The following is a 24,758-nucleotide window of genomic DNA, read 5'->3' as shown; positions in this document are numbered from 1 at the left end:
GTCATGGCAGTCAGTGCCTACGGGCCACCGCCTTTCCGTGATCCCGCAGCGCGGGCCACGGGCCGCCGGCCGGACCGGCGACCGGGAGTGAGCGCGCGGGGACTCGCGCTCTGGGTCAACCCGGCCGAGGGCGACGAGATGGATCCAGCAGTCTGGGAACGGGCAGCACGCCTTGTGCTGGCCCGGGCCATGAAACTTGCCCCGGAGGCGGAAGTCCGCATCTGGCCCGCCATCGGGGCAGAACACTCCGGCGTCGGCGATACTTCCTGGGGCGGCACTCCGCAGGAAGCCGCCGACGCCGGTACCCACCCTTCCCTGTCCCTCGCCGAGGCTCTGGAAGACGGAAATTCCCCCTCCAACGGACGAATCACCTCCGTACGCGAGGGTGATAAGTCCGTTGGCGGGGGCCAGACCACAAGCGGCGGCAGCACCGCCGTCGAGCCCGTCATGTTGGCCGGGCGTCGTAGTCAACTTGCAATCGACCTCGCCGCTGAAGTAGTGCTGCTCGACGGCGAGCCTGTCGCCTTTACTGGCATGGAATACAAGCTGCTGCGCTACCTCGTGGTGAACTGCTCGCGCGCCATTAGTCGTGAAGAATTGCAACGTTTTCTGGAGTCATTTGACCTCCCCGGGGCGGCATTTCGCTCCATTGACGTTTATGTTGGAAGGGTGCGGCGGAAGCTCGGAAGCGCCCGCCACACTGTCGCCACCGTTCGTGGTGGTGGCTACCAGTTCGTGCCAGGGCCTTATGCCACAGTGCGCGGACCTGCGGAATACAGCATCTGACTTCGCTGTTCTGTCTTTAGACAATCCGTTTTCTTGAATGACCAATGCCGGCTGCAAGCCGGTGAAACGCAAAGGATCGCCATGACCCAGAAACTCCTCGTCGGAACGCAAGCACCTGACTTCGCGCTGCTCGACGCCGACGGCACCAAGGTCTCGCTGTCCGATTACCGCGGACGCAACGTCATTGTGTACTTCTACCCCAAGGCAGCCACCCCCGGCTGCACCACCGAGGCCTGCGATTTCCGCGACAACCTCGCAAGCCTGCAGGGCCACGGCTACGACGTCATCGGGATCTCCCCTGACGGCCCCGAGGCCCTCGCCAAGTTCACTGGTGAATTTGCGCTGACCTTCCCGCTGCTCTCCGATGAGGACCATGCAGTAGCCCTCGCCTACGGTGCCTGGGGCGAGAAGCTTGTTGACGGCGAAATCGTCGAAGGCCTGGTCCGTTCCACCGTTGTGCTCGACGGCGAAGGTACCGTCAAGCTCACCCAGTACCAGGTTTCTGCGCAGGGCCACGTCCAGGCCCTGAAGGAAGAGTTGCTGGGCGTCTAACCCTCTCTCACTTCCTGCAGCATTTCGGGCGGATTCTCTCTCATATCCTGAGGCTTTAAGGGAATCCCTCTCGCACATAACTGCACAATATTTGTAACGCCCGCCCACTATTGTGAGCGGGCGTTACACGTCTCTTTACTAAACGTGACAAAAGGCCCGCGGCAGTAGTTAATGGAGCCATGGTCTCAACCGCGTCCCCTCGCCATGCTGTAGTCGTAGAAGATGACGCCGATATCCGTGGCCTCCTCGTTTTGGTCCTTGAGCAGCTCGATTTTGTGGTGACGGAAGCGCCTGACGGTCTTTCCGGCGTCGAGGCTGTCCGTAACACCAACGCCGAACTGGTGACGCTGGATATCAACCTCCCGGACATCGACGGCATGGAAGTTTGCCGGCGCCTGCGGGAGTTCTCGGACGCCTACATCTTGATGCTCACGGCCCGAGCCGACGAGATTGACCGGCTCAACGGTTTGGACACCGGAGCGGATGATTACGTCAACAAGCCGTTCAGCCCCAAGGAACTGCAGGCCCGCATCCGTGCACTTTTCCGCCGTGCCCGAACACCCGCTGCACCCGCCGAGGACACCCGCCAGACTGACGAACTCGCCCGCGCTGCGGTTGTGCAGACGAGCCTCCTTCCGCAGGAAACTGTCCGGCTGAAGGATTACGACGTCGCTGGTGCCTTCCGCCCATCGCGGAGCGTGGGTGGTGACTTCTACGACTGGTACCAGACCAGTGATGGCATGCACCTGACGTTCGCCGACGCCATGGGCAAGGGCATGGGTGCGGCCTTGATAGCGGCCACCGTCCGCGCCGTGATGCGGTCGGTGGCGGACATCCCGGGAATTGCTGACGCTTTCGAGTCCGCCAGCGCCACCCTCACCGCCGATCTGGACCAGTCGGGGTCCTTCGTGACCATGTTCCATGCTCGCCTGGACAGTGCCTCGGGCAAGCTCAGCTATATCGACGCCGGTCACGGACTTGGCCTGCACGTTCCCGCTGAGGGGGCGGCACGGAGGCTGGTTTCGGCCGGGCCACCTGTCGGGATCATGGACGGGCAGCAATGGCCGGCCGCGGAACTGCAGCTGGAGCCGGGTGATTCCCTCGTGATCGTCAGCGATGGCGTGCTGGACGCGCATGATTCCCTGGAAGATTTCGTGCGGAACGTAGAGAAGGCAGCGAGGAGCGGGGGCACCTCGGACGACGTCTGCGCTGCCCTGCTCGAGCTGGCACCGGCGGACACAGCGGAAGATGACGTGACCGCCGTCGTGGTTCATCGACAGCGTGAGGTTGGCCGTGATGCTGGGCTGGAAGGCAACCACAGCGGAGTTGCTCAGACCATCCAGTACTAGCCACAAAAAGGGGGGAACGTGACGCGATTCTGGACTCGGCTTTGTGTTGTCCTAACGGTCATTCTGGGCGTGAACTACGTCGCGTGGCGCTGGCTGGCTTCGCTGAACTGGGAGGCGTGGTGGATCGCTGTCCCGCTGGTGATTGCCGAAACATACAGCCTCATTGACGTAATGCTTTTCGGCCTGACGGTCTGGAACCTGAAGATTCGCAAGCCACCGCCCGCGGCGCCGGATACCGCGACGGTGGACGTTTTCATCACCACTTACAACGAACCGCTGGACCTGGTGATGACCACAGCCCTCGCCGCCAAGACCATCCGCTGGCCGCACAGTACCTGGATCCTGGACGACGGCGACCGCCCTGAGATGCGCGAGCTCGCCGAGTCGAACGGGATCGGCTACGTAACCCGCGGCGCCGACTGGACGCCGGACATGCCGCGGCACGCAAAGGCCGGCAACCTGAACAACGCGCTCATGATTACGTCGGGCGAATACCTGTTGATTCTCGACGCCGACCAGATCCCCGAGCCGGACATCCTGGACAAGACGCTGGGCTACTTCAACGATGACCGCGTGGCGTTGGTGCAGACGCCCCAGTACTTCATCAACGTTCCCGCCGACGATCCCCTGGGCAGCCAGGCGCCCCTCTTCTACGGGCCCATCCAGCAGGGCAAGGACGGCTGGAACGCGGCGTTCTTCTGTGGCTCGAATGCAATCCTGCGGAGGGAAGCCCTCATGCAGCTTGGATTGGTGGGCTACGTCAAGGCCACGGAGAAGAGTGTGCGCCGTGCTCTGGCTGCCTCCCGTTCCGCTATCAAGAAGGCCAGGCGGTCAGCCGAGGCGGAGAATCCGTTGGTGGAGCAAATGCTCAACGAGGTGGAAGCCGCCACCGAAAGCGCCCAGCAGGAGCTCCAAGCCGGGGCATCCCTGAGCGAGATCACGTACCGTGTGCGCCGCAAAGTGGACGACGCCGTTCGCACGCTCGTGGCCGCCGACTTCTCAGCGCTCCAATCCGACCTCGAAGAAATCGCTGCCATGGAACTGGCCCACGTCGGCGAGTCTGGCGTCACGACAGTGGCAAGTGACGCCGTCGACCGCATGTCCGGACGCGACTGGTCTCCGCTGGGCGCCCTCGAGTCCGTTCACGCAGTCCTGGACGCCATCTCCGTGGAACGAACCGACGAAGCCCAGCCCATCATGCCCTTGGCCACCATCTCCGTCACCGAGGACATGGCTACGGCGATGCGCCTTCACGCCCTCGGCTGGAAGAGCGTCTACCACCACGAAGTCCTCGCCAACGGCCTGGCTCCCGAGGACATCAAAACCATGCTGACCCAACGCCTTCGCTGGGCCCAAGGCACCATGCAGGTCCTCCTGCGCGAGAACCCGTTGGTCCAACGCCGCCTCAGCTGGGGCCAACGGCTCATGTACTTCTCGACCATGTGGAGCTACCTCAGCGGCTTCGCGGCCGTCGTATATTTTGCGGCGCCTATCATCTACCTGACGCTCGGCATCCTCCCCGTCAGCAGCCTGAGCCTCGAGTTTTTCGCCCGCTTCATCCCGTTCATGGTGGTAAACCAGATGCTGTTTGTGATCGCCGGGCACGGGATCCCCACCTGGCGCGGGCAGCAGTACAGCCTCGCGCTGTTCCCCACCTGGATCAAGGCCTGCACGACGGCGGCACGTAACGTCTGGTTCGGACGTCCCCTCGGGTTTGCCGTCACGCCCAAAGCCCGGCAGAGTGGCGGCCCCAGTTGGAGCCTGATTCGTCCGCAGATCATCGTTGCTGTGTTGCTGGCCGTTGCTCTGGTTGTTGGGCTGGCGCGGCTTCTTTCCGGGCTGTCGGAGCCCCTCGGAACCCTGGTGAACGTAGCGTGGGTAGCTTACGATCTGGTGGTCCTCAGCGTGCTGGTCAAGGCTGTTTTGTACAAGGGATTTGTTCCTGAAGTCTCCGAAGAGAGGAATGCTGATGCAGTTTAGCTACGAGGTCAAAGACTCCTACGCGGAGGTGAAGAGCGTCGGCCGGTTGAACATGGTGGCCGCTCCGAAGCTGCGCGAACTAGTGGCCGAGGTTGTGGCTGGTGGATCCAGCCGCGTTGTGGTGAACCTTGAAGAGACCGACTTCATGGATTCCTCCGGCCTCGGAGCCCTCATCGGCTGCCTCAAAGCGGCTCGTCAGGCAGGCGGCGATTTGCGCATCTCGGGCGTGCAGCCGCAGGTCAAGATGGTCCTGGAACTGACCAACATGGACCGTGTTCTCACCGCGTACTCCTCAGCCGAGGAGGCCTTCGGAAATGACTGAGGTCATCGCACGCAGGGGATTCCGCGGCCCGTCCAACGAAGAAGCCATCGAAGCCATCCATGCCGAGCTTGATGCTTTGTGGGACGCTGCCTCCTTCGTACCCGACATGGACCGCATGACCTTCACCACCGCCGTCATTGAAGCCGCCGCCAACATCGTGCAACACGCCCTTCCCGTGGCCGAGAAGCCCGTTGAGATCGGCGTGGATATCAGCGTCCGTCCCACTCGTCTGCAGGCCCGCGTCAGCGCCTACAATGCCCGCGAACCCTTCGCTGAGGACATGCAACCCAACATGCCCGACGAGGACGCCGAATCCGGACGAGGCCTGGCGCTCATCGAAGCCTTGGTGACAACCGTAACCTTCGAACGCCAGGACGGCACGAACACGTGGATCCTGACCCGCGATACCTAACCCTTCCGCACTACCGGAAGTGAGAGAACATCGGCCCAAACCGACCACGATCTGAGAGAGCATCGGCCCAAACCGATCACGATCTGAGAGAGGATCCGAAGTACCGATCCTTCTCTCACATAATCGCCGATTTCCCGGAACGTTCTCTCACTTACGCCTTGTCGATGGCCTCTTTCAGTGCCCCCAGCACCAACGTCACGGAGGCGCTGTTCGCGTTCGGCCCCATCATTCCGATGCGCCAGACCGTATCCGCGAACTCGCCCACCCCGGAACCGATCTCCATACTGAAGTTCTCCAGAAGGTAAGAGCGGACGGCGGCCGAGTTGACGCCGTCGGGCACTTTCACGGTGGTGAGGCTCGGCAGCCGGGCGCCTTCAGCCGCGAACAGCTCAAGTCCCATCTCCTGCAGGCCGCTCTGCAAGGCAGCGCCGGCAGCGCGGTGGCGGGCTTGGACTACGTCGAGCCCCTCGGCGAGGATGCGGTCGAGCGCAGCCTCTAGGCCGGCGATCATGGTGACCGGCGCCGTGTGGTGGTATGTACGGGCACCGCTGGCAGCCCCGACGTAGCCGCCGAGCAGGCCGATATCCAGGTACCACGAGCGCGGATCCTTGACGCGACGCTCAAACGCGCGGTCGGACACGGTGAATGGCGAAAGCCCTGGCGGAACGCCCAGGCACTTTTGAGTCCCGGCATATCCGACGTCGATCCCCCAGTCGTCTGCCAAGAGCTCCAGTCCGCCGATGGACGTCACGGCGTCTGTGATCAGCAAGGCGTCGCCCTTCCCTGCCCCCAGCGCAGCGATGTCGGAGAGGACGCCGACGGACGTTTCAGCATGGACGGCGGCAACCACCTTGGGATTCGGATGAGCCGAGAGCACACGATCTGCATCCACCGGCTGGCCCCACTCGTGGTCGACTCGAACGACAGTTGCCCCGCACCGGCGCGCGACCTCACACATACGCGCCCCAAAAAGTCCGTTGACAGCGATCACTGCCACGTCGCCGTCGGACACTGTGTTCACGAAAGCGGCTTCCATGCCGCCTGAACCTGTGGCACTCAAGGGGAGCGTGCGCGCATTCGAAGTACCCCAGACAGCCCGCAAACCCTCGCATGTACGGTCCAAGCGTTCGATGAAGACCGGATCCAGATGGCCGAGCACCGGATAGGCCAGCGCGGCCATGGCCTCGGGGTAGCAGTTGCTCGGACCGGGACCGAACAGGAACCTTGACGTCAGAATGTCGGGCATGGGCGTACTCCTTCAACTGGTTCTCGTCATTCTGCCCCAGCGTGGGGTTCGGGGCGACCCTCATCAGCTGCCTCCAAGCCCAAACTGCTAAGGTTACTCACCAATACGGAGGCCGCCACGGCGAGGGCGCAGCCGCCACGGCAAGGGGACAAGGGTGACGACTGAAGGAGAACAGCAGCCGGAGAAGGGCGTCCGCGGCGAGGTAACCCAGGACCGGTTCGTCGCAGGCCAGGACCTCACACGGTGGAACACCCGGGTAGGCCGCGTCCTGGCGGGAGCTGCACAACGAATCACCAAACTTCTGGGCCCGTATGCCGCGCTGATCATCACGTTGGCAGTGGGACTTGTCATCGCTGTATCCCTCGCAGTGGCTTTCGGCGAGGTCTACGAGTCAGTCACGGAAGCTGACGGGGTCGCTGGCCTTGACCACCCGGTCCTTGACGCCGCCAAGACGGTTCGCTCCCCCGCAATGGACCTTGCCATCACTGCTTATACGAATGTTGGCGGCACGGTTGGCATGCCCATCATCGCAGTGGGGATCATGATTGCGCTGGCCACAAAGCGCCGCTCTTGGACTCCTGTCATCCTGATGCTGACTGCGGGCCTGGGCTCACTGCTCATGACGATTCTGGGGAAGCCGTTGTTCGGCCGCACCCGCCCTGACCTCGCGGACGCCATTCCTCCGTACGAGCACTCGCCGTCGTTCCCCAGCGGCCACTCCCTGAACTCCATCGTGATCGCAGGAATCGTGGCCTACTTGATCATTCTTCGCCTCAAAACGGCCAAGGCCAGAATCATCACCGTCGTCCTTGCGTCAGCGTTTGCCGCAACCATGGGCTTGAGCCGCGTCTACCTCGGGCACCACTGGCTCACTGATGTCCTGGCCGCCTGGATTCTCGGGATAGCTTGGCTTGCCCTGGTTATTACCGCCCACCGCCTCTACCTCACCGTGAGAACGCGCCGCTCCAACGCAATACTCTCTTGACACCAGCCCAACTGCTCGGCTTAACTATTTACGTATGCTGAAATAACAGTTCCATGATGCGGAAGCATAGAAGCAAGCTTCCTCCGGCTGAAAGGCAGGAGTTCCGCATAGCCCACACCATGGATGCCAGCATTTGCACGAGGATGACAAGCATGGAGCTTGCAGTATTCAACAGTGTCGACCGGGACGAGGCCATCAGGACCCTGACCCCTTGCCTGGATATCAGCCGCTGGGTTGAGGACGTCGCCGACGCCCGACCCTTCACGAGCGTCGACGAACTGCTGGGGCGGGCCCGCCAAGCCGCCGAGCCGTTCATGCCGGAAGAGGTGGAGTCCGCGCTCGCCCACCACCCCCGGATCGGCGAACGACCCAAGGCCCAGACCACCGAGGCGGCCATGTCCCGTTCGGAACAATCCGGAGTGGACCCCAGCGACGACGGCACAGCCGCCGCCCTCGCCGAGGGGAACCGCGCCTACGAAGAGAAGTTCGGCAGGGTCTTCCTGATCCGCGCGGCAGGACGCAGCGCGGAGGAGATCCTGAGTTCCCTTCAGGAACGCCTCACCCACACCCCCGAAGAAGAAGACGCAATTGTGGCTGGCCAGCTGCGGGAGATCGCATTGCTGCGACTCTCAGGCGTGATCAGCGAAGGAGAAAATGCATGAGTGTTTCACAGGTAACCACGCACATCCTGGATACCGGTTCCGGTCGCCCGGCGGCGGGGGTCGCCGTCGTACTCTACGTCCGCGAAGGCGATAACTGGACTCTGATCGCAAAGGGCGAGACCGATGCCGACGGCCGTATCAAGGACCTCGGTCCGGAGCGGATTCCGGGCGGCGCTTACCGTCTGAACTTTGCCACAGGTGCCTACTACGAGGGCCTCGGCACGGAAACGTTCTTCCCCGAAGTGGACTTGAACTTCACGGTTTCGGACGCCGGCGAGCACTATCACGTGCCGCTGCTACTGAGCCCGTTCGCGTTTTCGACGTACCGCGGCAGCTGAAGTACTCGCCGAGGTGGCAGTTAATGCCAATGTTTGGCGAAGACATTGGCATTAACTGCCACGTCGGCGAGGAACGGTAGGCTGGAAGGCATGGCTTCAGAGGACACCAACGCCCAATCCGGAAACGGCACTGCCCGCCGCGAAATTACAGTTCGCCGCGCACCCAAGTTCGTTCCGTTCATGATTCTCGGTGCCATTGTGGGTGCAATCGCCGCCGCCTTCATCGCGTACGGCCGTCCCGCGGACCCCGCCTTCGACGCCAGCACCGTCTTCGGCTTCTTCCTTGTGGCCTGCGTTTCCGGAGGCGTCATCCTGTTCTCGATCCTCGCCCTGGTTCTGGACCGGATCAGCGTCAAGCGGTCCAAGCGCGCCGTAGTGGAAGCCGTCCCGGATTCGGTTCCGGATGAGGGTCCAGAGCACGACGGCGGCCGCTAAGCAGGCAACCCGTCGCACCTCTTTCGGAGGTAATGCTGTGAGACACACCGCATTTTGGCCGAATCAGGCCTGTTCGTGGGGTCACAAAGCCGGAGCGGGAACTTACCACGGCCACAACATGAGACAATCGACCAGTGGCACGTGGCGACGGAAAACTTTCTCATGATCTTCTCCCCGGCGAAAAAGGCCCTCAGGACGCTTGTGGCGTCTTTGGGGTCTGGGCTCCCGGTGAAGAAGTAGCAAAACTCACCTATTACGGGCTGTATGCGCTGCAGCACCGCGGACAAGAATCGGCTGGTATTGCTACCAGTGACGGCAAGCGCATCAACGTCTATAAAGACATGGGCCTTGTGTCCCAGGTCTTCGATGAGACGACCCTGAACACCCTTACTGGGCACCTGGCCGTTGGCCACTGCCGGTACTCCACTACTGGTGCAAGCCACTGGGCCAATGCGCAGCCAACCTTGGGCGCAACGGCGACCGGCACGGTTGCCTTGGCCCACAACGGCAACCTGACCAACACCGCTGAACTCCGGGAAATGATCCTTCAGCGCAACGATGGCCAGTTGACCGGTGAGATGAAGCAGGGCAACACCTCGGACACCGCCTTGGTGACCGCACTCCTTGAGGGCGAAGAGGGCAAAACCCTGGAGCAGACCGCGTTGGAGCTGCTGCCCAAGATCAAGGGTGGCTTCTGTTTCGTCTTCATGGATGAAGGGACGCTCTACGCCGCGCGCGACACCTACGGCATCCGGCCGCTGTGTTTGGGGCGCCTGGAGCGCGGCTGGGTTGTTGCTTCGGAGCAAGCCGGCCTGGCCACCGTTGGTGCGAGCTTCATTCGTGAGATCGAGCCCGGCGAGTTCATTGCCATCGATGAGGACGGCGTCCGCTCCCAGCGTTTCGCCGAGGCAACGCCTGCCGGCTGCGTCTTCGAATACGTTTACCTCGCGCGTCCGGATGCTGCCATTGCCGGCCGTTCCGTGTATGAAGCCCGTGTTGAAATGGGCCGCCAGTTGGCCCGCGAAAACACCCACGAGGCCGACATCGTCATCCCGGTTCCCGAGTCGGGAACCCCGGCCGCTGTTGGCTACGCGGAGCAGTCCGGCATCCCGTTCGCTCATGGCTTCGTCAAGAACGCCTACGTAGGCCGTACCTTCATCCAGCCGTCGCAGACCCTGCGCCAGTTGGGCATTCGCCTCAAGCTCAACGCCTTGGAATCTGTCATCCGGGGCAAGCGCGTTGTTGTTGTGGATGACTCGATTGTCCGTGGCAACACGCAACGCGCCATCGTACGGATGCTCCGCGAAGCAGGAGCCGCTGCTGTCCACGTGAAGATCTCTTCTCCCCCGGTCCAGTGGCCCTGCTTCTACGGCATCGACTTCGCCTCCCGCGCAGAGCTGATTGCCAACGGCGCCACGATCGAGGAAATCTCCCAGGCAATCGGCGCCGACTCGCTGGCCTACATCTCCGAAGACGGCATGATCGGCGCTACCCAGCAGCCTCGCGAGCGCCTCTGCACGGCTTGCTTCACGGGCCAGTACCCGATTGAGCTGCCGCATGCCGACAAGCTGGGCAAGAACCTGCTGGAGCGCACGGATCTCGGCGGACTGGCTCCGGCTGAAGACACCTCCTCAGTGGACGACTCCGAGGATCCGGCCGAGAAGCCCGGCGCTACGGGCTGCGATCCGGGCCCCGATGCTGAATTCGAGAACCTGCTGACCGACGCTGATCGTTTGACCGACGCCGACAAGAAAGAGTCTGTATGACCTCCGCAACCCCCGCCGCTGGAAGCACCCCGAATTCAACAGGCATCACCTACGCCTCCGCGGGTGTCGACGTCGAAGCGGGAGACCGCGCAGTCGAGCTCATGAAGGACGCCGTGAAGGCGACCCACAACACCTCGGTGATTGGCGGCGTCGGCGGTTTCGCAGGCCTGTATGACGTCTCGAAGCTGCTCACCTACAAGAAGCCGCTGCTGGCCACCTCCACTGATGGCGTGGGGACCAAGGTTGCTATCGCGCAGGCCATGGACATCCACGACACCATCGGTTTCGACCTCGTGGGCATGGTTGTGGACGACATCGTGGTGGTTGGCGCTGAGCCCCTATACATGACGGACTACATCGCTTGCGGCAAGGTTGTCCCGGAGCGCATTGCGGACATCGTCCGCGGTATCGCAGCTGCTTGCTCCGTTGCCGGCACCGCCCTGGTTGGCGGCGAAACCGCTGAGCACCCCGGCCTGCTCGGTGAGCACGAGTACGACGTCGCGGGTGCCGCTACCGGTGTTGTCGAAGCCGACGCCTTGCTCGGCCCGGACCGCGTCCGCGCCGGTGATGTGGTGATCGGCATGGCCTCCTCGGGCCTGCACTCCAACGGCTACTCGTTGGTCCGCCGCGTCATCAACCACGCCGGTTGGGCCTTGGACCGCCAGGTTTCCGAGCTCGGCCGCACGCTTGGCGAAGAGCTCCTGGAGCCGACGCGCGTCTACGCCGCCGACTGTCTGGACCTTGCCCGCACGTTCCCGGTCTCAGCCGGCGCGGCCGTCCACGGCTTCAGCCACGTCACCGGTGGTGGCCTCGCGGCTAACCTCGCACGTGTCCTCCCCCAGGGCCTGGTTGCCACGGTTGACCGCAATACGTGGGAACTGCCGCCTATCTTCAAGCTGGTTTCCGAGCTTGGCAACGTGCCCCTGGCCGACCTCGAGCGCACGCTGAACCTTGGCGTCGGCATGGTGGCAATCGTGTCCCCGGAGGCCGCTGACGCTGCCGTGGCGCGCCTGAATGAGCGCGGCTTGCCGTCCTGGATCATGGGCACGGTTACTGCAGATACTGACTCGATCGACAAGGCGGGGGGGCTGTTGATCTCAACTGCCCCGCCGCTCTTTTTTTAGTTGTCTGTCAAAGAACGGCCGACAGGAAGGCCTGCGTCCGCTCGTGCTGCGGTTGGTTAATGACTGACTCGGCCGGCCCTTCCTCAATAATGCGGCCATCATGCATGAACACCACCCGATCGGCGACGTCCCGGGCAAACCCCATCTCGTGCGTCACCACAATCATGGTCATACCGGACCCTGCCAGATCTTTCATGACGCGCAAGACCTCGCCCACAAGCTCCGGATCCAGGGCCGACGTGGGCTCGTCGAACAGCATCAACTTGGGCTGCATACACAATGCACGCGCAATAGCCACGCGCTGCTGCTGCCCACCCGACAGATGCCGCGGGTACGCGTCCGCCTTCTCCTTAAGACCCACCTTTTCCAGCAAGCCAAACGCTCGACGCCGGACCTCATCTTTGCGTTGTTTGAGCACCCTGAGAGGGGCTTCCATCAGGTTCTCCAGCACAGTCATGTGCGGGAACAGATTGAAGTGCTGGAAGACCATTCCGATGTCTGTCCGGTCGGCGCAGATCTCGTTATGCGATTGCTCGTGGAGCTTGTCGCCCTTAATTCGGTATCCGACTACCCGATCGCCGACCCAGAGGAGACCGCCGTCGATCTTCTCTAAATGGTTCACGCATCGAAGGAATGTACTTTTCCCGGAACCGGAGGCGCCGATCAGACAGACCACTTCACCGCTCCTGACCTCCAAATCGATTCCTTTGAGAACCTCGTGGGGCCCAAAACTCTTACGAACGTCTTGGGCCCGCACCAATGGCACCCTTGTATCTGGTGCGCTCGTGGACTCGATGGTCATGATGCTTTGCCCTTTCCTGTGGCCAGTGGCGAATGGACCCTGAAGAATTTCCGCAGGCGCTCCACAGTGGTGGGCGGTACGGAACGGGACGTACCGCGGGAGAATCGGCGTTCCAAGGACGCCTGCCCAATGCTGAACACAGTGGTGATGATGATGTACCAGATGCTTGCCACCAGGAGCAGCGGCACTACCTGCAGGTTCTTGGAGTAAATGATTTGGGCGGAGTAGAGCAGTTCCGGGACGGCCAACACGCTGACCAGTGAGGTGGTCTTGAGCATGCCGATGAATTCATTACCCGTCGGGGGGATGATGACGCGCATGGCTTGCGGAAGCACAACCCGGGTAAGCGTCTGGATCCGTGACATGCCCAGCGCCCCAGCCGCCTCGCTCTGCCCTTGGTCAATCGACTGGATGCCCGCCCGCACGATCTCGGACATGTACGCTGCTTCGTTCAGGCCAAGCCCCAGGATCGCAGCAGCCAAGGGCGTGATGAGTTGGTTGGCATCGAGGCTGACCCCTTGAATACCGAAGGTGATTTCGGGGTAAAGCGCCGAGAGGTTGAACCAGAACAGAAGCTGAACCAGCACTGGAGTGCCGCGGAAGATGGTGACGTAGGCGCTTGCCGAGGCTTTGACAACCGGGTTTGCCGATAGTTGCATCACAGCCAGGATCACTCCCAAGCCAACACCCAGCGCCATGCACACCACAGTTAGGAACAGAGTGATCCCAATGCCGTTCACGATCGCGACATCACGGAAATACAGCGCCACCTTGTCCCAGCCGAAACGCGGATTGGTCACGGTCGAGATCATTAGCAGAACCACGACGACGGCAACGGCGGTCCCTGCCACCCACCGCCATGGGTGCCTGGCCGGTACTACGGTGAAACGGCCGTGGTTGGTTGTTGTAGCAGATGGGGTCATGAGCCTGCTCACCGTGCCCCACCTGCATCTACAGCATCCGTACTGATGGCGACCGTCTGGGGAATCCCGTACTTGCTGTTGATCTGCTTGTACGTATCGCTTATGACGAGTGCCTTCACTGCCGCCACGATGGATGCCGTCAGCGGCGAACCCTTGGGCATCGCGATGCCGACAGGAGTGGGGTCGTAGTCCTCATCACTCGCGAGCTCGAAAGCCCCACCGGAGAGCTTGCTGGCATATCCCGTGCCGATGAGCCCGGATAGAATGCTGTCCACCCTGCCCGAGACCAGCGCCAGATTCGCCTCGTTCTGCGACGGGAAGAGTTGGATGTCGATCGGTGCCTTACCGGCCGCGACGCACTGTTGGGAGAATGCCGGGAGCGTTTCGATTCCCTGCGTCGTCCCCTTCTCGCCGCCCACCTTGGTACCACACAGCTTCAGTGGATCCAGCTCCAGGTCCTTGGGATTGCCGGCCTTCACGGCCAGACCGGAACCGCTTTTTTGGTAGGCCGCAAAATCGGCGTTCTTCTGACGCTCAGCGGTGACATTGAAGCCGGAGATGCCGACATCGTACTTGCGTGAGCTGACACCCGGCAGGATCGTGTCGAAGGTTGCAGGTGTCATCTTCACTTCGAGGCCAAGGGTCTCGCCGAGTGCTTTAGCGAAGTCGGCATCCCAGCCAACAACTGTCTTGTTGTCGTCGGCATAGAATTCGTAGGGCGGAAAGGTGGGATCTGTGCCCACCACCAGGGTTCCCTTGGCTTTGACATCCGCGGGCAGCAAGTCGGCTGCTGCCTGGTTGAATGCGGCTACTCCAACGGCACTCGTACCTGGGCCGGAAGTGACTGGAGATTCCTTGCCCGCATCAAGTGATGCGGTGGTACAGCCGGACATTGCGAGGGCGGCTGCCAGAAGCAACGCGCCGGATCTGACGATATTAGGACGGGACATGATGGCCTTCCGGTGGGGTTGTTCCGTGGTCAACGGCAATGTTGACCAGGATGGTGCCGACATTGACGATTGCTGGGTGCCGCACGATCGCGACCACCCCATCAATCGGGGCGTGGAAATCTTTGGCAGGCCTATCGAGTTCCTCTACTGAGTGGACCCTGGCAACGACGTCGCCTGCAGTGACCTGCTGGCCGAGTGCCACCACAGGTTCCAGGAGCCCGGCCATGGTGGAGTACACAGCTGACCGCCCCGTCAGCTCCACCCACTGAATAGCTTGTTCTGCCGCGCTCCCTGGAAGGATGGCTGGCTTGTCTTTGAGCACGCCCCAGTGGCCCAATAGTGAGCGAAGACCAGACCTTGCTCGATTCAGGATGGGCAAGGACACTGTTCCTCGTCCACCCAATTCTGTTGAAATCATCGGAATGCCGGCGAGATCTGCGGCGCCGCTAATGGAACCGGCTTTAAGCATTGGCTTGACCGCTACCGAGTAGGGGGCGTTGAATGCCGCGACGGCTGCGATCTTCTCCATCCAGAGTTCAGCGGTAGGGCCAAGATAGACGAAGGCCGATGGCACGTACTCAGAGGCCACACCGCCGGAGTGGATGTCCATGACGTAGTCCGCCATAGGGATGAGGTCTTCAGCAATAATGGACGCGATTTGCTGCGCGGGTCCTCCATTGGCCCGGCCGGGCATTGCACGGTTGAGGTTCACGCCATCAACGCTGGCGACGCGTCGGCCTTCCCTGACTGCGGAAATATTCAGGGCTGGCAGGATGATCAGCCGACCCGCAACATCATCGGGCTGAACGGAGCGGATAAGTTCCTGGAGCAGAATCTGTCCTTCGTATTCATCGCCATGCGTTCCGGCCAGCAGGAGAACAGTTGGCCCGTCGCCGCCGCTGATGACGGCAAGAGGTGAAGGGATGACAGCGGCGTCGTTTTCATTGTCCGAGTATTCAATCTCCAGGTAGCCCAACTGCTTGCCGGCAGCGGCAAAATCGATGCCGGGGATACGGGGTAGGTGCAAGGTCATGGAGCAACTTTCCTCAGGCTTGGTAGAATTGGATTCAATGTATACAGTGAATACCGTGTTGTAAAGCACGTAGGATCAAATGAGTCTTAAGTACAGACGAGGGGATGGATGAATGCCTGCGCAAGCAGCCAAGAAGGTGCGGCCACTGAGCGAGCACGTCTACGAAAGAATCAGCAACGACATCGTCAATGGCGTCATTGCTCCCGGCGCGGCCCTCGTCCAGGAGCAAATCGGGGAAGAATACGGTGTTTCCCGGACTCCTGTCCGGGACGCCCTGACGCGACTGGTCCACGATGGATTGGCAACGCTCGAGCCTGGGTCCGGCTACTTCGCCACAACCCTTACGCGGTCAGAAGTTGAAGAAGTCTACGAGGTCCGCAAGGCCCTGGAGGTCATGGCCATAAGGCAAGGCGGCGGGAAATATTCAAATCTTGAACTCGCCCGATTGGAGCTCCTCATTGCCGAGGGCTCAGCCAGCACGGATGCCGAAGAGTTGTTCTCGGCCACGCGTGCCTTCCACCTGAGCCTGGCTGCGGCGTCACCGAATAGCTTCCTGCAAAAGACGCTGCAATCAGTGTGGGACAACCCGGTACAACGGCTCATTAGCCGCTCCTATCCCCTGAACCAGGACAAGCTTGATCGCGTTGCGGATGCGCATCGCAAAATTGTTGCGGCGGCCCGAGCAGGCGATCTGGAGGTCTTGATCCCCCTCCTGGACCTCTGCCACGAGAAGGACCAGTAGACCTACACCTGGATCAAGCTGAGAACGCCGCCCTGGGGATCCTGGATAGTAGCCAGAGATCCTGCTTCTGGCCTGTCTTCCGGCTCCACGAGCACCATTCCACCCGCGGCCACCGCAGCTTCAGCGGCCTTACGAACGTCTGCAACTCCGAAATGGATCTGCCAACCGGCTTCTTCGCCCTGTTCGGCAGGGACAATCCCGGCCACCTCCTCGCCTTTGACTATCAGCGTGCTGTAACTGCCGCCGTCGTCCTGGGGATATTCCGTGACTTCATGCCCGAAAAGCTGCTGGAAAAACGCTGTGGCTGCCTGCGGTTCTGGAGTCAGCAGCTCAGCCCAAGCCAGGGCGCCGGCCTGATTGAACAGATGGCTTCCAATGTGGGTGCCCGCTTGCCAGATCCCCGTGGTCCCGCCGCCGGGCGCCTCGATGAACGCCAGGACGCCTGTATCGGCAACCTGCTCCGGGCCAAACTCGAGCTTCCCACCAGCATGGACGGCGTCTTCCGCTATCTCCTCGGCGTCCGTTGCAGCGAGGTAGATGTTCCACTGTCCATGCTTGCCCGCAGCCTCGTGCATGGGGTTCTGCGGAGCGATGACCGCCACCAGGTCCTTGCCAACAAAGGCCTGAGCGTAGCTGCGACCGTCAGGTGTGGGGAGGTCCGTAAATGTCCAGTCGAACAGCTTGCCGTAGAACTCCTTGGCTGCGGGTACGTCCGGGGTCTGCAGATCGGCCCAACAGGGTTCACCGCTTGAATAATGCGTCCGGGAAGTCATGCGGCAAGTCCTGTCATGATGCTGAATGCGGCGCCGGCGGGGTCCATGAGCACAGCCATTCGCCCGATGCCTGGGACATCGAACGCCGGAGCGATCACGTGCGCTCCAAGCTCAACGGCCTGCTCCACTCCAGTATCTACGTCCTCGACGCCGAAGTACGTCATCCAGAACGGCGAAAGTCCTTCAAACGGCAGCTTGAGGGCACCGGCAATCCGCTTTCCATCGACCAGCAGGCTGGTGTACTCCTGAAGATCTCCTGCGGGTGTGGTTTCGCTGCTGCACCCCGTGACGGCCTCGTAGAACCTGACGGCTTTGGGGACGTCGTCGGTCTGTAATTCGTTCCATATCATGGTGCCAGGCTCGTTGACCAAGCCGGATCCGGGATGCGTTCCAGCTTCCCAGAAGCCGATCTGTGCACCCGTGGGATCTATGGCGAAGAACATCCGTCCGCTGCCATTCGGCACGTCGTCAGGCTCGAACAAGATCGACCCGCCTGCCGCCACAGCCCGTTCCGCTGCCTCATCCGCTGAGTCCACGGCAATGTAGTTGGCCCAGTAGGACGGCATTCCCTCCGGCGCATCCGGCATTTGCTGCATCATGCCGGCAACGTTCCGGCCGTGGAGTTTTGCCATGTAGTAAGTCAGGCCGTTGCCGGCGTCCATGGGATCCAGCTCCCAGCCAAAGAGCTCACTGTAAAACCTCCGGGAAACCTCGACGTCGGTGGAGGACAGGTCCACCCAACATGGTGTCCCCTGCTTGTAACTCTCGACCGCCGGCATGCCGCTCCCTTTCCTAGCAACGCGGGGTCACTTGTGGCCCGTGTTGAGGCCTGGAATGGGCCCTAACTGACCCCGCGTCGGAGTCCATGGGGACTACGCTATGGCGCTTCCACTGCTTGCGCCAGACGTGGGCCGCATTACCCCAGTGGTACTGATACGAAAAAAGGCCCGCAGGGTACGCCAATGAATGGCGTGCCCTGCGGGCCTCTTTCAGAGATATTCGGCATCCGAAGATGCGCGACGACCTTAATGTACGACGGCGGTACGCAAGTCAGTGCCAGAGGCACCGATTGTTTGCGACAGCTATCCGATACGGCGGGTGTCTACCTCGTCGTCATCGTCTTCCGCGTACTTGTCCTCATAAGCCGAGTAGTCCGGCTCCGGGGGATCTTCGGGGAAGTGGCTCTTTACACGACTCGATGGGCCCGTGAGCTCACGCTCAAGTGCCGAGTAGTCAGTGTTCGGGGAGTAGTACTTGATGTCCCGAGCCTGCTTGGTAGCTTTTGCCTTTTGACGGCCGCGCCCCATGGCGTGACCCCCTTTTGTACTTGGACCGGAGGTGGTCACCTTGGCTATCGGTGAGGCCCCGGAATGTTTGGTCAATTTGTCGTATGTCTAGATTACATGCTTTCGGGGGTGCCTGCGTGCCACCCCGGACCTGCATCGGGTACAACTACGGTCCAAACCGCTCCCCACCACCTCCAATACACCAAAAAATTGGGTAGAGTCTGCCTCAATGCGGCTCCAAAGCAGGAAGGCAGACTCCGGGATATGAGCGAGGACAACACCCCACCACGTGATGATTCACCGCGCGAAAAACGCGATAAAGGAGAAGCCGGGGTGCCACCTGCGCCCAGGGTACCGCCCACGCCACCGCAGGCCCCAGGAGTGCAGCCGAAGCAAGCCTCGGAAACACAGCCCGAGGCTTCAGGCCTGCAGCCTGATCCTGCACCGGATCTTGATCCGGACTTCGTTCCCAATCCCAGCGACCAGCCTGATCCTGCGCTGCCCGCTTACTCCAGTCAGTCCGAGTACCTCGGCAAGCCGGAGCAGTCCGGCCAGCCAGACTACTCCGGCCAGCCAGACTACCCCGGCAAGCCCGGGGACCCCTCCCAGCCAGGGGATCCCCAGCAGCCCCAACCCGCCCCGCACGGGGACCCGGTAAAACGCCAGCGTTTTGTCATCGGCGCAATCGTGGTCGGTGTCCTGGTGCTCATCGGCGTCGTGATCTGGGTGCTGCTGAACCTGTTGGGTACACGGCCTCAGGCTGTTGTGGCTACCCCGAGCCCCACGGCGAGCCTTGGCCCATTACCGCGGGATACAGAAGCCAAGGATTTCCAGGTAGGCGATTGCTTTGCCGACTTCGACCCCAACGCATCCAAAGCCCGGGCCGTGCCCTGTGACACCGAGCATTCAGCCCAACTGGGCGCCGTCCACACATACCCAGCGGACGATTCCTTCCCCGGCACGAACGCGCTGAAGGACAAGGGCCGTGAAGTCTGCGGCGACGTAAAGCTGAATCACGCGGCGGCCGATAAGTACGTACTGCTCCAGCAGAACGTCTACCCAAGCACCACCAGTTGGGATCGGGGCGACCGCCGCGTTGATTGCTTCATCGTTGTGGATTCGGGCAACACCATCAAGGAAGACCTCCTCAATAAGTAGCCCGCCGACCTACTTCTTCCGAACCAGTAGCCCAGTGCCCACAGACGGGCCGCCGTCAGGACCTGTCAGCGACTCAAATCCCTCAATGGTGAGTTCATCGACGTCGGCCGCAGTATCCACCAAGACGGTGTCGCCATCGGTGATCGTTCCGGCAAGGATCTCCTTGGCCAGGCGGTCTCCGATTTCGCGCTGGACGAGACGTCGCAGAGGCCGCGCGCCGTACGCCGAGTCATAGCCGGACATGGCGAGCCAGGCGCGGGCTCCGTCGCTCACCTCGAGGGTCAAGCGGCGGTCCCGCAGACGCTTGGTGAGTTCGGCAACGTGAAGTTCCACGATCCGGGCCAGTTCCTCGACGGACAGGGGGTCGAACAGCACGATCTCGTCCAAACGGTTCAGGAACTCCGGCTTGAACGAGGCCTGTACCACGGCCATGACGGCATCACGCTTGGCTTTGGCATCCAGGGACGGGTCCACCAGGAACTGGCTTCCGGAGTTGGACGTCAGCACCAGGATCGTATTGCGGAAGTCCACCGTCCGTCCTTGACCGTCTGTGAGGCGGCCATCATCCAGAACCTGCAGGAGGATGTCGAACACTTCTGGGTGGGCCTTTTCCACCTCGTCGAGCAGCACAACGGAGTACGGGCGGCGACGCACAGCTTCCGTCAGCTGACCGCCTTCCTCGTAGCCGACGTATCCCGGAGGGGCACCAACCAAGCGTGCGACAGAGTGTTTCTCTCCGTACTCGGACATGTCGATCCGGATCATGGCCCGTTCGTCGTCAAAGAGGAAGTCGGCCAAGGCCTTTGCGAGCTCGGTCTTGCCGACGCCGGTGGGGCCAAGGAACAGGAACGAGCCCGTGGGGCGGTTGGGGTCACTGATGCCCGCCCGCGCGCGGCGGACGGCGTCCGAAACTGCCTGCACGGCCTTGGTTTGGCCGATCAGGCGTTTACCGAGTTCCTCTTCCATGTGCAGCAGCTTTTGTGATTCACCCTGCAGCATGCGCCCAGCGGGAATGCCGGTCCATGCTGAGATGACCTCCGCAATGTCGTCTGCAGTAACATCCTCTGCGACCATGAGTTCGGGCTTTGCGTCGCCGCGCGCGGACTCCTCCTCGGCCGCAGCATTGAGCTCCCGTTCGAGGGCAGGCAGCTCGCCATAAAGTATCCGCGACGCCGACTCGAGGTCGCCTTCGCGCTGGTACTTTTCGGCGGCTGACCTCAGTTCGTCGATCTTGGCTTTGAGGTCACCAACGCGGTTGAGTCCGGCCTTCTCGGCTTCCCAACGGGCGTTGAGGGCCCTGAGTGCTTCCTTCTTGTCCGCCATGTCAGCGCGAAGGGCAGCCAACCGCTCAACGGATGCAGGATCAGTCTCGCCCTGCAGGGCCAGTTCTTCCATGGTGAGGCGATCGACGGAACGGCGGAGTTGATCGATCTCTTCCGGCGCTGAGTCAATCTCCATCCGAAGCCGTGACGCGGCCTCGTCCACGAGGTCGATCGCTTTGTCCGGGAGCTGACGGCCCGAGATGTACCGGTTGGACAGGGTTGCAGCCGCCACCAGTGCCGAGTCGGCGATGGCCACCTTGTGGTGGGCCTCGTACCGTTCCTTGAGGCCGCGCAGAATGCCGATGGTGTCCTCGACGCTCGGCTCGCCCACGTAAACCTGCTGGAAGCGGCGTTCCAAGGCAGGGTCCTTCTCGATGTTTTCGCGGTACTCGTCCAGGGTGGTGGCACCAATGAGCCGCAACTCGCCGCGGGCCAGCATCGGCTTGAGCATGTTGCCCGCATCCATCGCGCTGTCGCCCGTTGCGCCAGCTCCAACTACCGTGTGGATTTCATCGATGAATGTGACGATCTGGCCGTTGGAGTTCTTGATCTCCTCCAGAACCGCTTTGAGCCGCTCCTCGAATTCACCGCGGTATTTGGCGCCCGCAACCATGGAGGCCATGTCCAAGGCAATGAGGGTCTTGCCGCGGAGGCTCTCCGGGACGTCGCCGGCAACCATGCGTTGGGCGAGGCCCTCGACTACCGCGGTCTTACCTACGCCAGGCTCACCAATCAGTACCGGGTTGTTCTTGGTGCGCCGGCTCAGGACCTGAACCACGCGACGGATTTCGCTGTCACGCCCAATGACCGGGTCCAGCTTCCCCGAGCGGGCAATAGCAGTGAGGTCCGTGCCGAACTTCTCCAAGGCCTGGAACGTATTTTCTGGATCCGGCGAGTTGACCTTTCGATCGCCCCTGACACCCGGCAGCGCGGCAAGCAGTGCTTCGTGGGAGGCACCGGCGTCGCGCAATAGCTTTCCGACTGCGTCGCTGCCGGCCGAAAGCCCCAACAGCAGGTGCTCAGTAGAGACAAAGGAATCGCCGAGTTTATCGGCCTCATTCTGGGCAGCCTGAATGGCCTGCATGGACTGCCGGGACAGCTGGGCTTGCTGGACCGAGCTGCCCGAAGAGGACGGCAGCGACTTGATGGCCGAACTGGCCTGAACGCTCACGGCATCAGGATCGGCACCCGTGGCGCGCAGGAGTGCCACGGCAACGCCCTCGCGCTGGTCCATGAGGGCCTTCAGCAGGTGTGCTGGCTCCAATTGCGGGTTGCCGGCAGTAGAGGCATTCATGGCGGCCGCAGAAAGGGCCTCCTGGCTTTTGGTGGTGAATTTGACGTCCAACGAAAGCTCCCTTTCTGGAGTAAGACCAATACTTTCAAAGTTGAGTCTACTACGCTCAACTTTGCTTTGTGGCCCATGTGTTCCATGTTTGCCCACGGCGAAACACCTGTCCAGACGAAACCATGGCTATGTGAATAACAGGGGTCTACGATCAGGCAGTGACAGGGTGGAACCACCGACAAATGCCGGCAACAAAGGACACGACATGACTAAGTACGTGGCGCTTTACACCGCTCCCCAGTCCGCCGAATCCGCAATGGAAGAAGCCTCCCCGGAGTCAGCAGCCGAAGGCATGAAGGTCTGGATGGACTGGGCCAACAAGGCCGGCGACGGGATCATCGATCTTGGCACGCCTCTGGGCGGAGGTAAGGAAGTGGCAAACTCAGGTGTCTCCGATACCAACACAGGCGTAGCGGGGTACACCATCCTCCAGGCCGAAAACATGGCCGGCGCCCTCGCTCTCCTGGAGGGCCACCCGCACCTGATGATGCCCGGAGCCAGCATCCAGGTCTGCGAGGCCCTGGACATTCCAGGCATGTAACTGCCAACCAGGCGGGGCTGGCCTCACGCCGGATAGATCGAGACCAGCGCGGACTTCACGACGAACCGCACGTCCACGCCCGGTGCCAGGCCGAGATCGGCAGAGGCAGCAGGAGTGATATCTGCGGACAATGTGCCGCGCTTCCCCGCGCCCGGTCCGCCCGCCCTGACGCGGATCTGGTCGCCGTGCGGCTCCAAGTCACTGACGGTGACAGGAAAGGAGTTGCGTGGGCTGCCGTGCACTTCGCCAAGAAAAACGGAAACGGCCGACGGCGGGAAGGCCGCCACGCCTGCCTGGCCGGGCGAAGGTGACCACTCGGGATCGTGCTGTCCGGCGAAAAGCCGGCCATCCGGCGTCGTGATTCCCTGCTCGGTGATGATTCCGCTGATGAGGTTCAGTCCTGCAAGCCCGGCCGCGAAGTGGCTTCGGGGGCGTTCGAGGACTTGGCGGGTTGGGCCTTCCTCGGAAATCCGCCCGTTCTCCACGACGATGACGCGATCGGCGAGCATGTAGGCGTCCAGGACGTCGTGCGTGACGATGATGGCGTTGCGTCCATCCAGGACCCGTTTGAGGACGCGGCGCAGCAGTGGTGCGGCATGGATATCCAGGGCCGACATCGGCTCATCGAGGAGCAATAACTCGGGCTCCGTGGCGAGCGCCCTAGCAACGGCCACACGCTGCGCCTGACCACCGGACAGCTCTGCTGGTTTGCGGGATTCCAGGTGAAGTGCGTCCACCTCAGTCAGCCAAAGCCGGGCGGTTTCGCGGGCCGCGGCTTTGGATCTGCCCTTGCTGCGCGGCCCGAAGGCGACGTTGTCCAGCACGGTCAGGTGCGGAAACAGCAGTGCCTCCTGAGCGAGCAGCGCAGTGCCGCGCAGGTGCGGTGCGCTCCACTCGTGGGTGCCGCCGTCGAGGTCAAAAAGCTGCCGGCCGCCAATCTGTGCGCTCCCGGAATCTGGCCGCAGCAGGCCCGAAATCACGCCAAGAAGAGTTGATTTTCCGGCGCCGTTGGGACCGAGAATGGCTAGGGTTTCGCCGTCGGAAAGCTTGATTGACATCTCGAAGTTGCGGGATTTAAGGCTCGCTTCCAGTTCAAACGTCATGGCTGGACGTCCGCATGGGCGCTTGCACCAGTGTTGCTGGGGCGTCGACCGTAACTCAGGCCCACTACTGCCGCGGCGACCGCCACCAAAACCAAAGAAAGAGCGACGGCGGCGTCGGGGTCAGTTTCGCGCTGAAGGTAAATCTCCAAGGGAAGAGTGCGCGTGACGCCTTGCAAGCTGCCGGCGAAGGTCAAGGTAGCGCCAAACTCTCCGAGGCTGCGCGCGAAGGACAGAACGGCCCCCGACGCGAGCCCTGGAACCACCAAGGGTAGTGTGACCCGGCGCAGGACCGTGGTTGGCCGCGCGCCCAGGGTCGCCGCCACGGCCTCATATTTGCTTCCCGCAGTCCGCAGGGCGCCTTCGAGGCTGACAACCAAGAACGGCAAGGCCACGAATGTTTGTGCAAGCACCACGGCGGTAGTGGAGAACGCGATCTGAATTCCGAACATTTCGAGCGACTTCCCCAGCAAACCTTGCCGCCCGAAGGTGTAGAGCAGCGCGATACCTCCGACGACGGGCGGCAGCACGAGGGGCAACAGCACGAAGGAGCGCAGCAGCCTCTGCCCGGGAAACTCCCCGCGGGCCAGGACAAGGGCCAACGGCACACCAAGCACGATGCACAACAGGGTGCTTGCTGCTGACGTCCTCAGGCTCAGGCCCAACGCATCGAGCGACGATTCCGACGTGATGAGCGGAAGGAACTGGGACCAGTTCACGCGCACCAGCATCGCGAGCAGGGGAAGAATCACCAGCAGACCGCCCGCAACGGCGATCACGTAGATCCACCGTGGGATGCCGTGGTATCCAGTTCGATTCATTGCGT

The 24,758-nt window shown here is 62.0% G+C and carries 26 protein-coding genes; 15 read left to right on the top strand and 11 right to left on the bottom strand.

Translation table 11 applies throughout. The features are described from left to right. The first annotated feature begins 3 nt into the window (after positions 1-3). The 6 genes from AC1DCM_RS15540 to AC1DCM_RS15515 all read left to right on the top strand — a co-directional run bounded on the left by AC1DCM_RS15540 (position 4) and on the right by AC1DCM_RS15515 (position 5,401). Positions 4-786 (top strand): winged helix-turn-helix domain-containing protein, encoded by a 783-nt coding sequence (locus AC1DCM_RS15540; RefSeq protein ID WP_477518900.1) that lies wholly within the window; start codon positions 4-6, stop codon positions 784-786. A gap of 81 nt (positions 787-867) precedes the next feature. Next, positions 868-1,338, top strand: a complete 471-nt coding sequence (gene bcp, locus AC1DCM_RS15535; RefSeq protein WP_477518899.1) for a thioredoxin-dependent thiol peroxidase — start codon at positions 868-870, stop codon at positions 1,336-1,338. Between the two features lie 179 nt (positions 1,339-1,517). Continuing rightward, positions 1,518-2,687 carry a PP2C family protein-serine/threonine phosphatase gene (locus AC1DCM_RS15530; RefSeq protein WP_477518898.1) on the top strand — a complete coding sequence of 390 codons (1,170 nt, stop codon included), beginning with the start codon at positions 1,518-1,520 and terminating at the stop codon, positions 2,685-2,687. Positions 2,688-2,705: 18 nt separating this feature from the next. Then, complete coding sequence (locus AC1DCM_RS15525) at positions 2,706-4,667, top strand: glycosyltransferase family 2 protein (protein ID WP_477518897.1); 1,962 nt, start codon at positions 2,706-2,708, stop codon at positions 4,665-4,667. Beyond that, a complete protein-coding gene (locus AC1DCM_RS15520) occupies positions 4,657-4,989 on the top strand; it encodes an STAS domain-containing protein (RefSeq protein WP_431116731.1) in 333 nt (110 codons plus the stop codon). The genes AC1DCM_RS15525 and AC1DCM_RS15520 overlap by 11 nt, the downstream gene beginning before the upstream one ends. Then, on the top strand, positions 4,982-5,401 hold the full coding sequence (locus AC1DCM_RS15515) for an ATP-binding protein (protein ID WP_477518896.1): 420 nt from the start codon (positions 4,982-4,984) through the stop codon (positions 5,399-5,401). Before AC1DCM_RS15520 ends, AC1DCM_RS15515 begins: the two co-directional genes overlap by 8 nt. Before the next feature lie 151 nt (positions 5,402-5,552). Here the strand turns inward: AC1DCM_RS15515 and AC1DCM_RS15510 are convergent, their stop codons facing one another. Next, a complete protein-coding gene (locus AC1DCM_RS15510; RefSeq protein ID WP_477518895.1) occupies positions 5,553-6,647 on the bottom strand; it encodes a pyridoxal-phosphate-dependent aminotransferase family protein in 1,095 nt (364 codons plus the stop codon). 154 nt (positions 6,648-6,801) lie between these two features. On the opposite strand from AC1DCM_RS15510, the gene AC1DCM_RS15505 reads away from it, so the two are divergent. From AC1DCM_RS15505 to purM, 6 genes are all read left to right on the top strand, one after another. Further along, positions 6,802-7,632 (top strand): phosphatase PAP2 family protein, encoded by an 831-nt coding sequence (locus tag AC1DCM_RS15505; RefSeq protein WP_477518894.1) that lies wholly within the window; start codon positions 6,802-6,804, stop codon positions 7,630-7,632. 152 nt (positions 7,633-7,784) lie between these two features. Then, positions 7,785-8,294 (top strand): 2-oxo-4-hydroxy-4-carboxy-5-ureidoimidazoline decarboxylase, encoded by a 510-nt coding sequence (gene uraD / locus AC1DCM_RS15500; RefSeq protein WP_477518893.1) that lies wholly within the window; start codon positions 7,785-7,787, stop codon positions 8,292-8,294. Beyond that, on the top strand, positions 8,291-8,632 hold the full coding sequence (uraH, locus tag AC1DCM_RS15495; RefSeq protein WP_431116739.1) for a hydroxyisourate hydrolase: 342 nt from the start codon (positions 8,291-8,293) through the stop codon (positions 8,630-8,632). Before uraD ends, uraH begins: the two co-directional genes overlap by 4 nt. 90 nt (positions 8,633-8,722) lie before the next feature. Next, entirely contained in the window at positions 8,723-9,067 is a 345-nt protein-coding gene (locus AC1DCM_RS15490; protein ID WP_477513896.1) for a hypothetical protein, read from the top strand. A gap of 134 nt (positions 9,068-9,201) precedes the next feature. Further along, positions 9,202-10,833, top strand: coding sequence for an amidophosphoribosyltransferase (gene purF, locus AC1DCM_RS15485; protein WP_442016083.1), 1,632 nt, complete (start codon positions 9,202-9,204; stop codon positions 10,831-10,833). Further along, positions 10,830-11,957: a phosphoribosylformylglycinamidine cyclo-ligase gene (purM, locus tag AC1DCM_RS15480; RefSeq protein WP_477518892.1), complete on the top strand. Its 1,128-nt coding sequence runs from the start codon at positions 10,830-10,832 to the stop codon at positions 11,955-11,957. Before purF ends, purM begins: the two co-directional genes overlap by 4 nt. A 7-nt stretch (positions 11,958-11,964) precedes the next feature. On the opposite strand, the gene AC1DCM_RS15475 is transcribed toward purM, so the two are convergent. Genes AC1DCM_RS15475 through AC1DCM_RS15460 form a run of 4 tightly spaced genes read right to left on the bottom strand, consistent with a single transcriptional unit; the run spans position 11,965 to position 15,665 of the window. Beyond that, entirely contained in the window at positions 11,965-12,759 is a 795-nt protein-coding gene (locus tag AC1DCM_RS15475; RefSeq protein WP_477518891.1) for an amino acid ABC transporter ATP-binding protein, read from the bottom strand. Further along, positions 12,756-13,682: an amino acid ABC transporter permease gene (locus tag AC1DCM_RS15470; RefSeq protein ID WP_477518890.1), complete on the bottom strand. Its 927-nt coding sequence runs from the start codon at positions 13,680-13,682 to the stop codon at positions 12,756-12,758. Before AC1DCM_RS15470 ends, AC1DCM_RS15475 begins: the two co-directional genes overlap by 4 nt. Positions 13,683-13,690: 8 nt before the next feature. After that, positions 13,691-14,632: an ABC transporter substrate-binding protein gene (locus AC1DCM_RS15465; RefSeq protein ID WP_477518889.1), complete on the bottom strand. Its 942-nt coding sequence runs from the start codon at positions 14,630-14,632 to the stop codon at positions 13,691-13,693. Further along, positions 14,619-15,665, bottom strand: a complete 1,047-nt coding sequence (locus tag AC1DCM_RS15460; RefSeq protein ID WP_477518888.1) for a succinylglutamate desuccinylase — start codon at positions 15,663-15,665, stop codon at positions 14,619-14,621. Before AC1DCM_RS15460 ends, AC1DCM_RS15465 begins: the two co-directional genes overlap by 14 nt. Before the next feature lie 112 nt (positions 15,666-15,777). Between AC1DCM_RS15460 and AC1DCM_RS15455 the strand changes: the two genes are divergently transcribed. Continuing rightward, on the top strand, positions 15,778-16,407 hold the full coding sequence (locus tag AC1DCM_RS15455; RefSeq protein ID WP_477518887.1) for a GntR family transcriptional regulator: 630 nt from the start codon (positions 15,778-15,780) through the stop codon (positions 16,405-16,407). Between the two features lie 2 nt (positions 16,408-16,409). Here the strand turns inward: AC1DCM_RS15455 and AC1DCM_RS15450 are convergent, their stop codons facing one another. The 3 genes from AC1DCM_RS15450 to AC1DCM_RS15440 form a co-directional block, all read right to left on the bottom strand. Continuing rightward, positions 16,410-17,180, bottom strand: a complete 771-nt coding sequence (locus tag AC1DCM_RS15450; RefSeq protein WP_477518886.1) for a VOC family protein — start codon at positions 17,178-17,180, stop codon at positions 16,410-16,412. After that, complete coding sequence (locus AC1DCM_RS15445) at positions 17,177-17,959, bottom strand: VOC family protein (RefSeq protein WP_477518885.1); 783 nt, start codon at positions 17,957-17,959, stop codon at positions 17,177-17,179. Before AC1DCM_RS15445 ends, AC1DCM_RS15450 begins: the two co-directional genes overlap by 4 nt. Positions 17,960-18,262: 303 nt before the next feature. After that, a complete protein-coding gene (locus AC1DCM_RS15440; protein WP_024818182.1) occupies positions 18,263-18,487 on the bottom strand; it encodes a DUF3073 domain-containing protein in 225 nt (74 codons plus the stop codon). 360 nt (positions 18,488-18,847) lie between these two features. Here AC1DCM_RS15440 and AC1DCM_RS15435 point away from each other — a divergent pair, with 360 nt between their 5' ends. Then, entirely contained in the window at positions 18,848-19,624 is a 777-nt protein-coding gene (locus AC1DCM_RS15435) for a septum formation family protein (protein WP_477518884.1), read from the top strand. Between the two features lie 9 nt (positions 19,625-19,633). Here AC1DCM_RS15435 and clpB read toward each other — a convergent pair whose 3' ends face one another. Then, positions 19,634-22,291 (bottom strand): ATP-dependent chaperone ClpB, encoded by a 2,658-nt coding sequence (gene clpB, locus AC1DCM_RS15430; protein WP_442003281.1) that lies wholly within the window; start codon positions 22,289-22,291, stop codon positions 19,634-19,636. Positions 22,292-22,496: 205 nt separating this feature from the next. Here clpB and AC1DCM_RS15425 point away from each other — a divergent pair, with 205 nt between their 5' ends. Continuing rightward, on the top strand, positions 22,497-22,832 hold the full coding sequence (locus tag AC1DCM_RS15425; protein ID WP_477518883.1) for a YciI family protein: 336 nt from the start codon (positions 22,497-22,499) through the stop codon (positions 22,830-22,832). A 23-nt stretch (positions 22,833-22,855) separates the two neighbouring features. Here the strand turns inward: AC1DCM_RS15425 and AC1DCM_RS15420 are convergent, their stop codons facing one another. Both AC1DCM_RS15420 and AC1DCM_RS15415 read right to left on the bottom strand, forming a co-directional pair. Next, on the bottom strand, positions 22,856-23,935 hold the full coding sequence (locus tag AC1DCM_RS15420; protein WP_477518882.1) for a sulfate/molybdate ABC transporter ATP-binding protein: 1,080 nt from the start codon (positions 23,933-23,935) through the stop codon (positions 22,856-22,858). Continuing rightward, entirely contained in the window at positions 23,932-24,753 is an 822-nt protein-coding gene (locus tag AC1DCM_RS15415) for an ABC transporter permease (protein ID WP_477518881.1), read from the bottom strand. The genes AC1DCM_RS15420 and AC1DCM_RS15415 overlap by 4 nt, the downstream gene beginning before the upstream one ends. Positions 24,754-24,758: the final 5 nt, after the last annotated feature.

The sequence above is a fragment of the Paenarthrobacter sp. 10N417 genome (genome assembly GCF_056394745.1).
The sequence above is the reverse complement of the archived record's forward strand: the minus strand, read 5'-3'. Positions and strand labels throughout refer to the sequence as shown.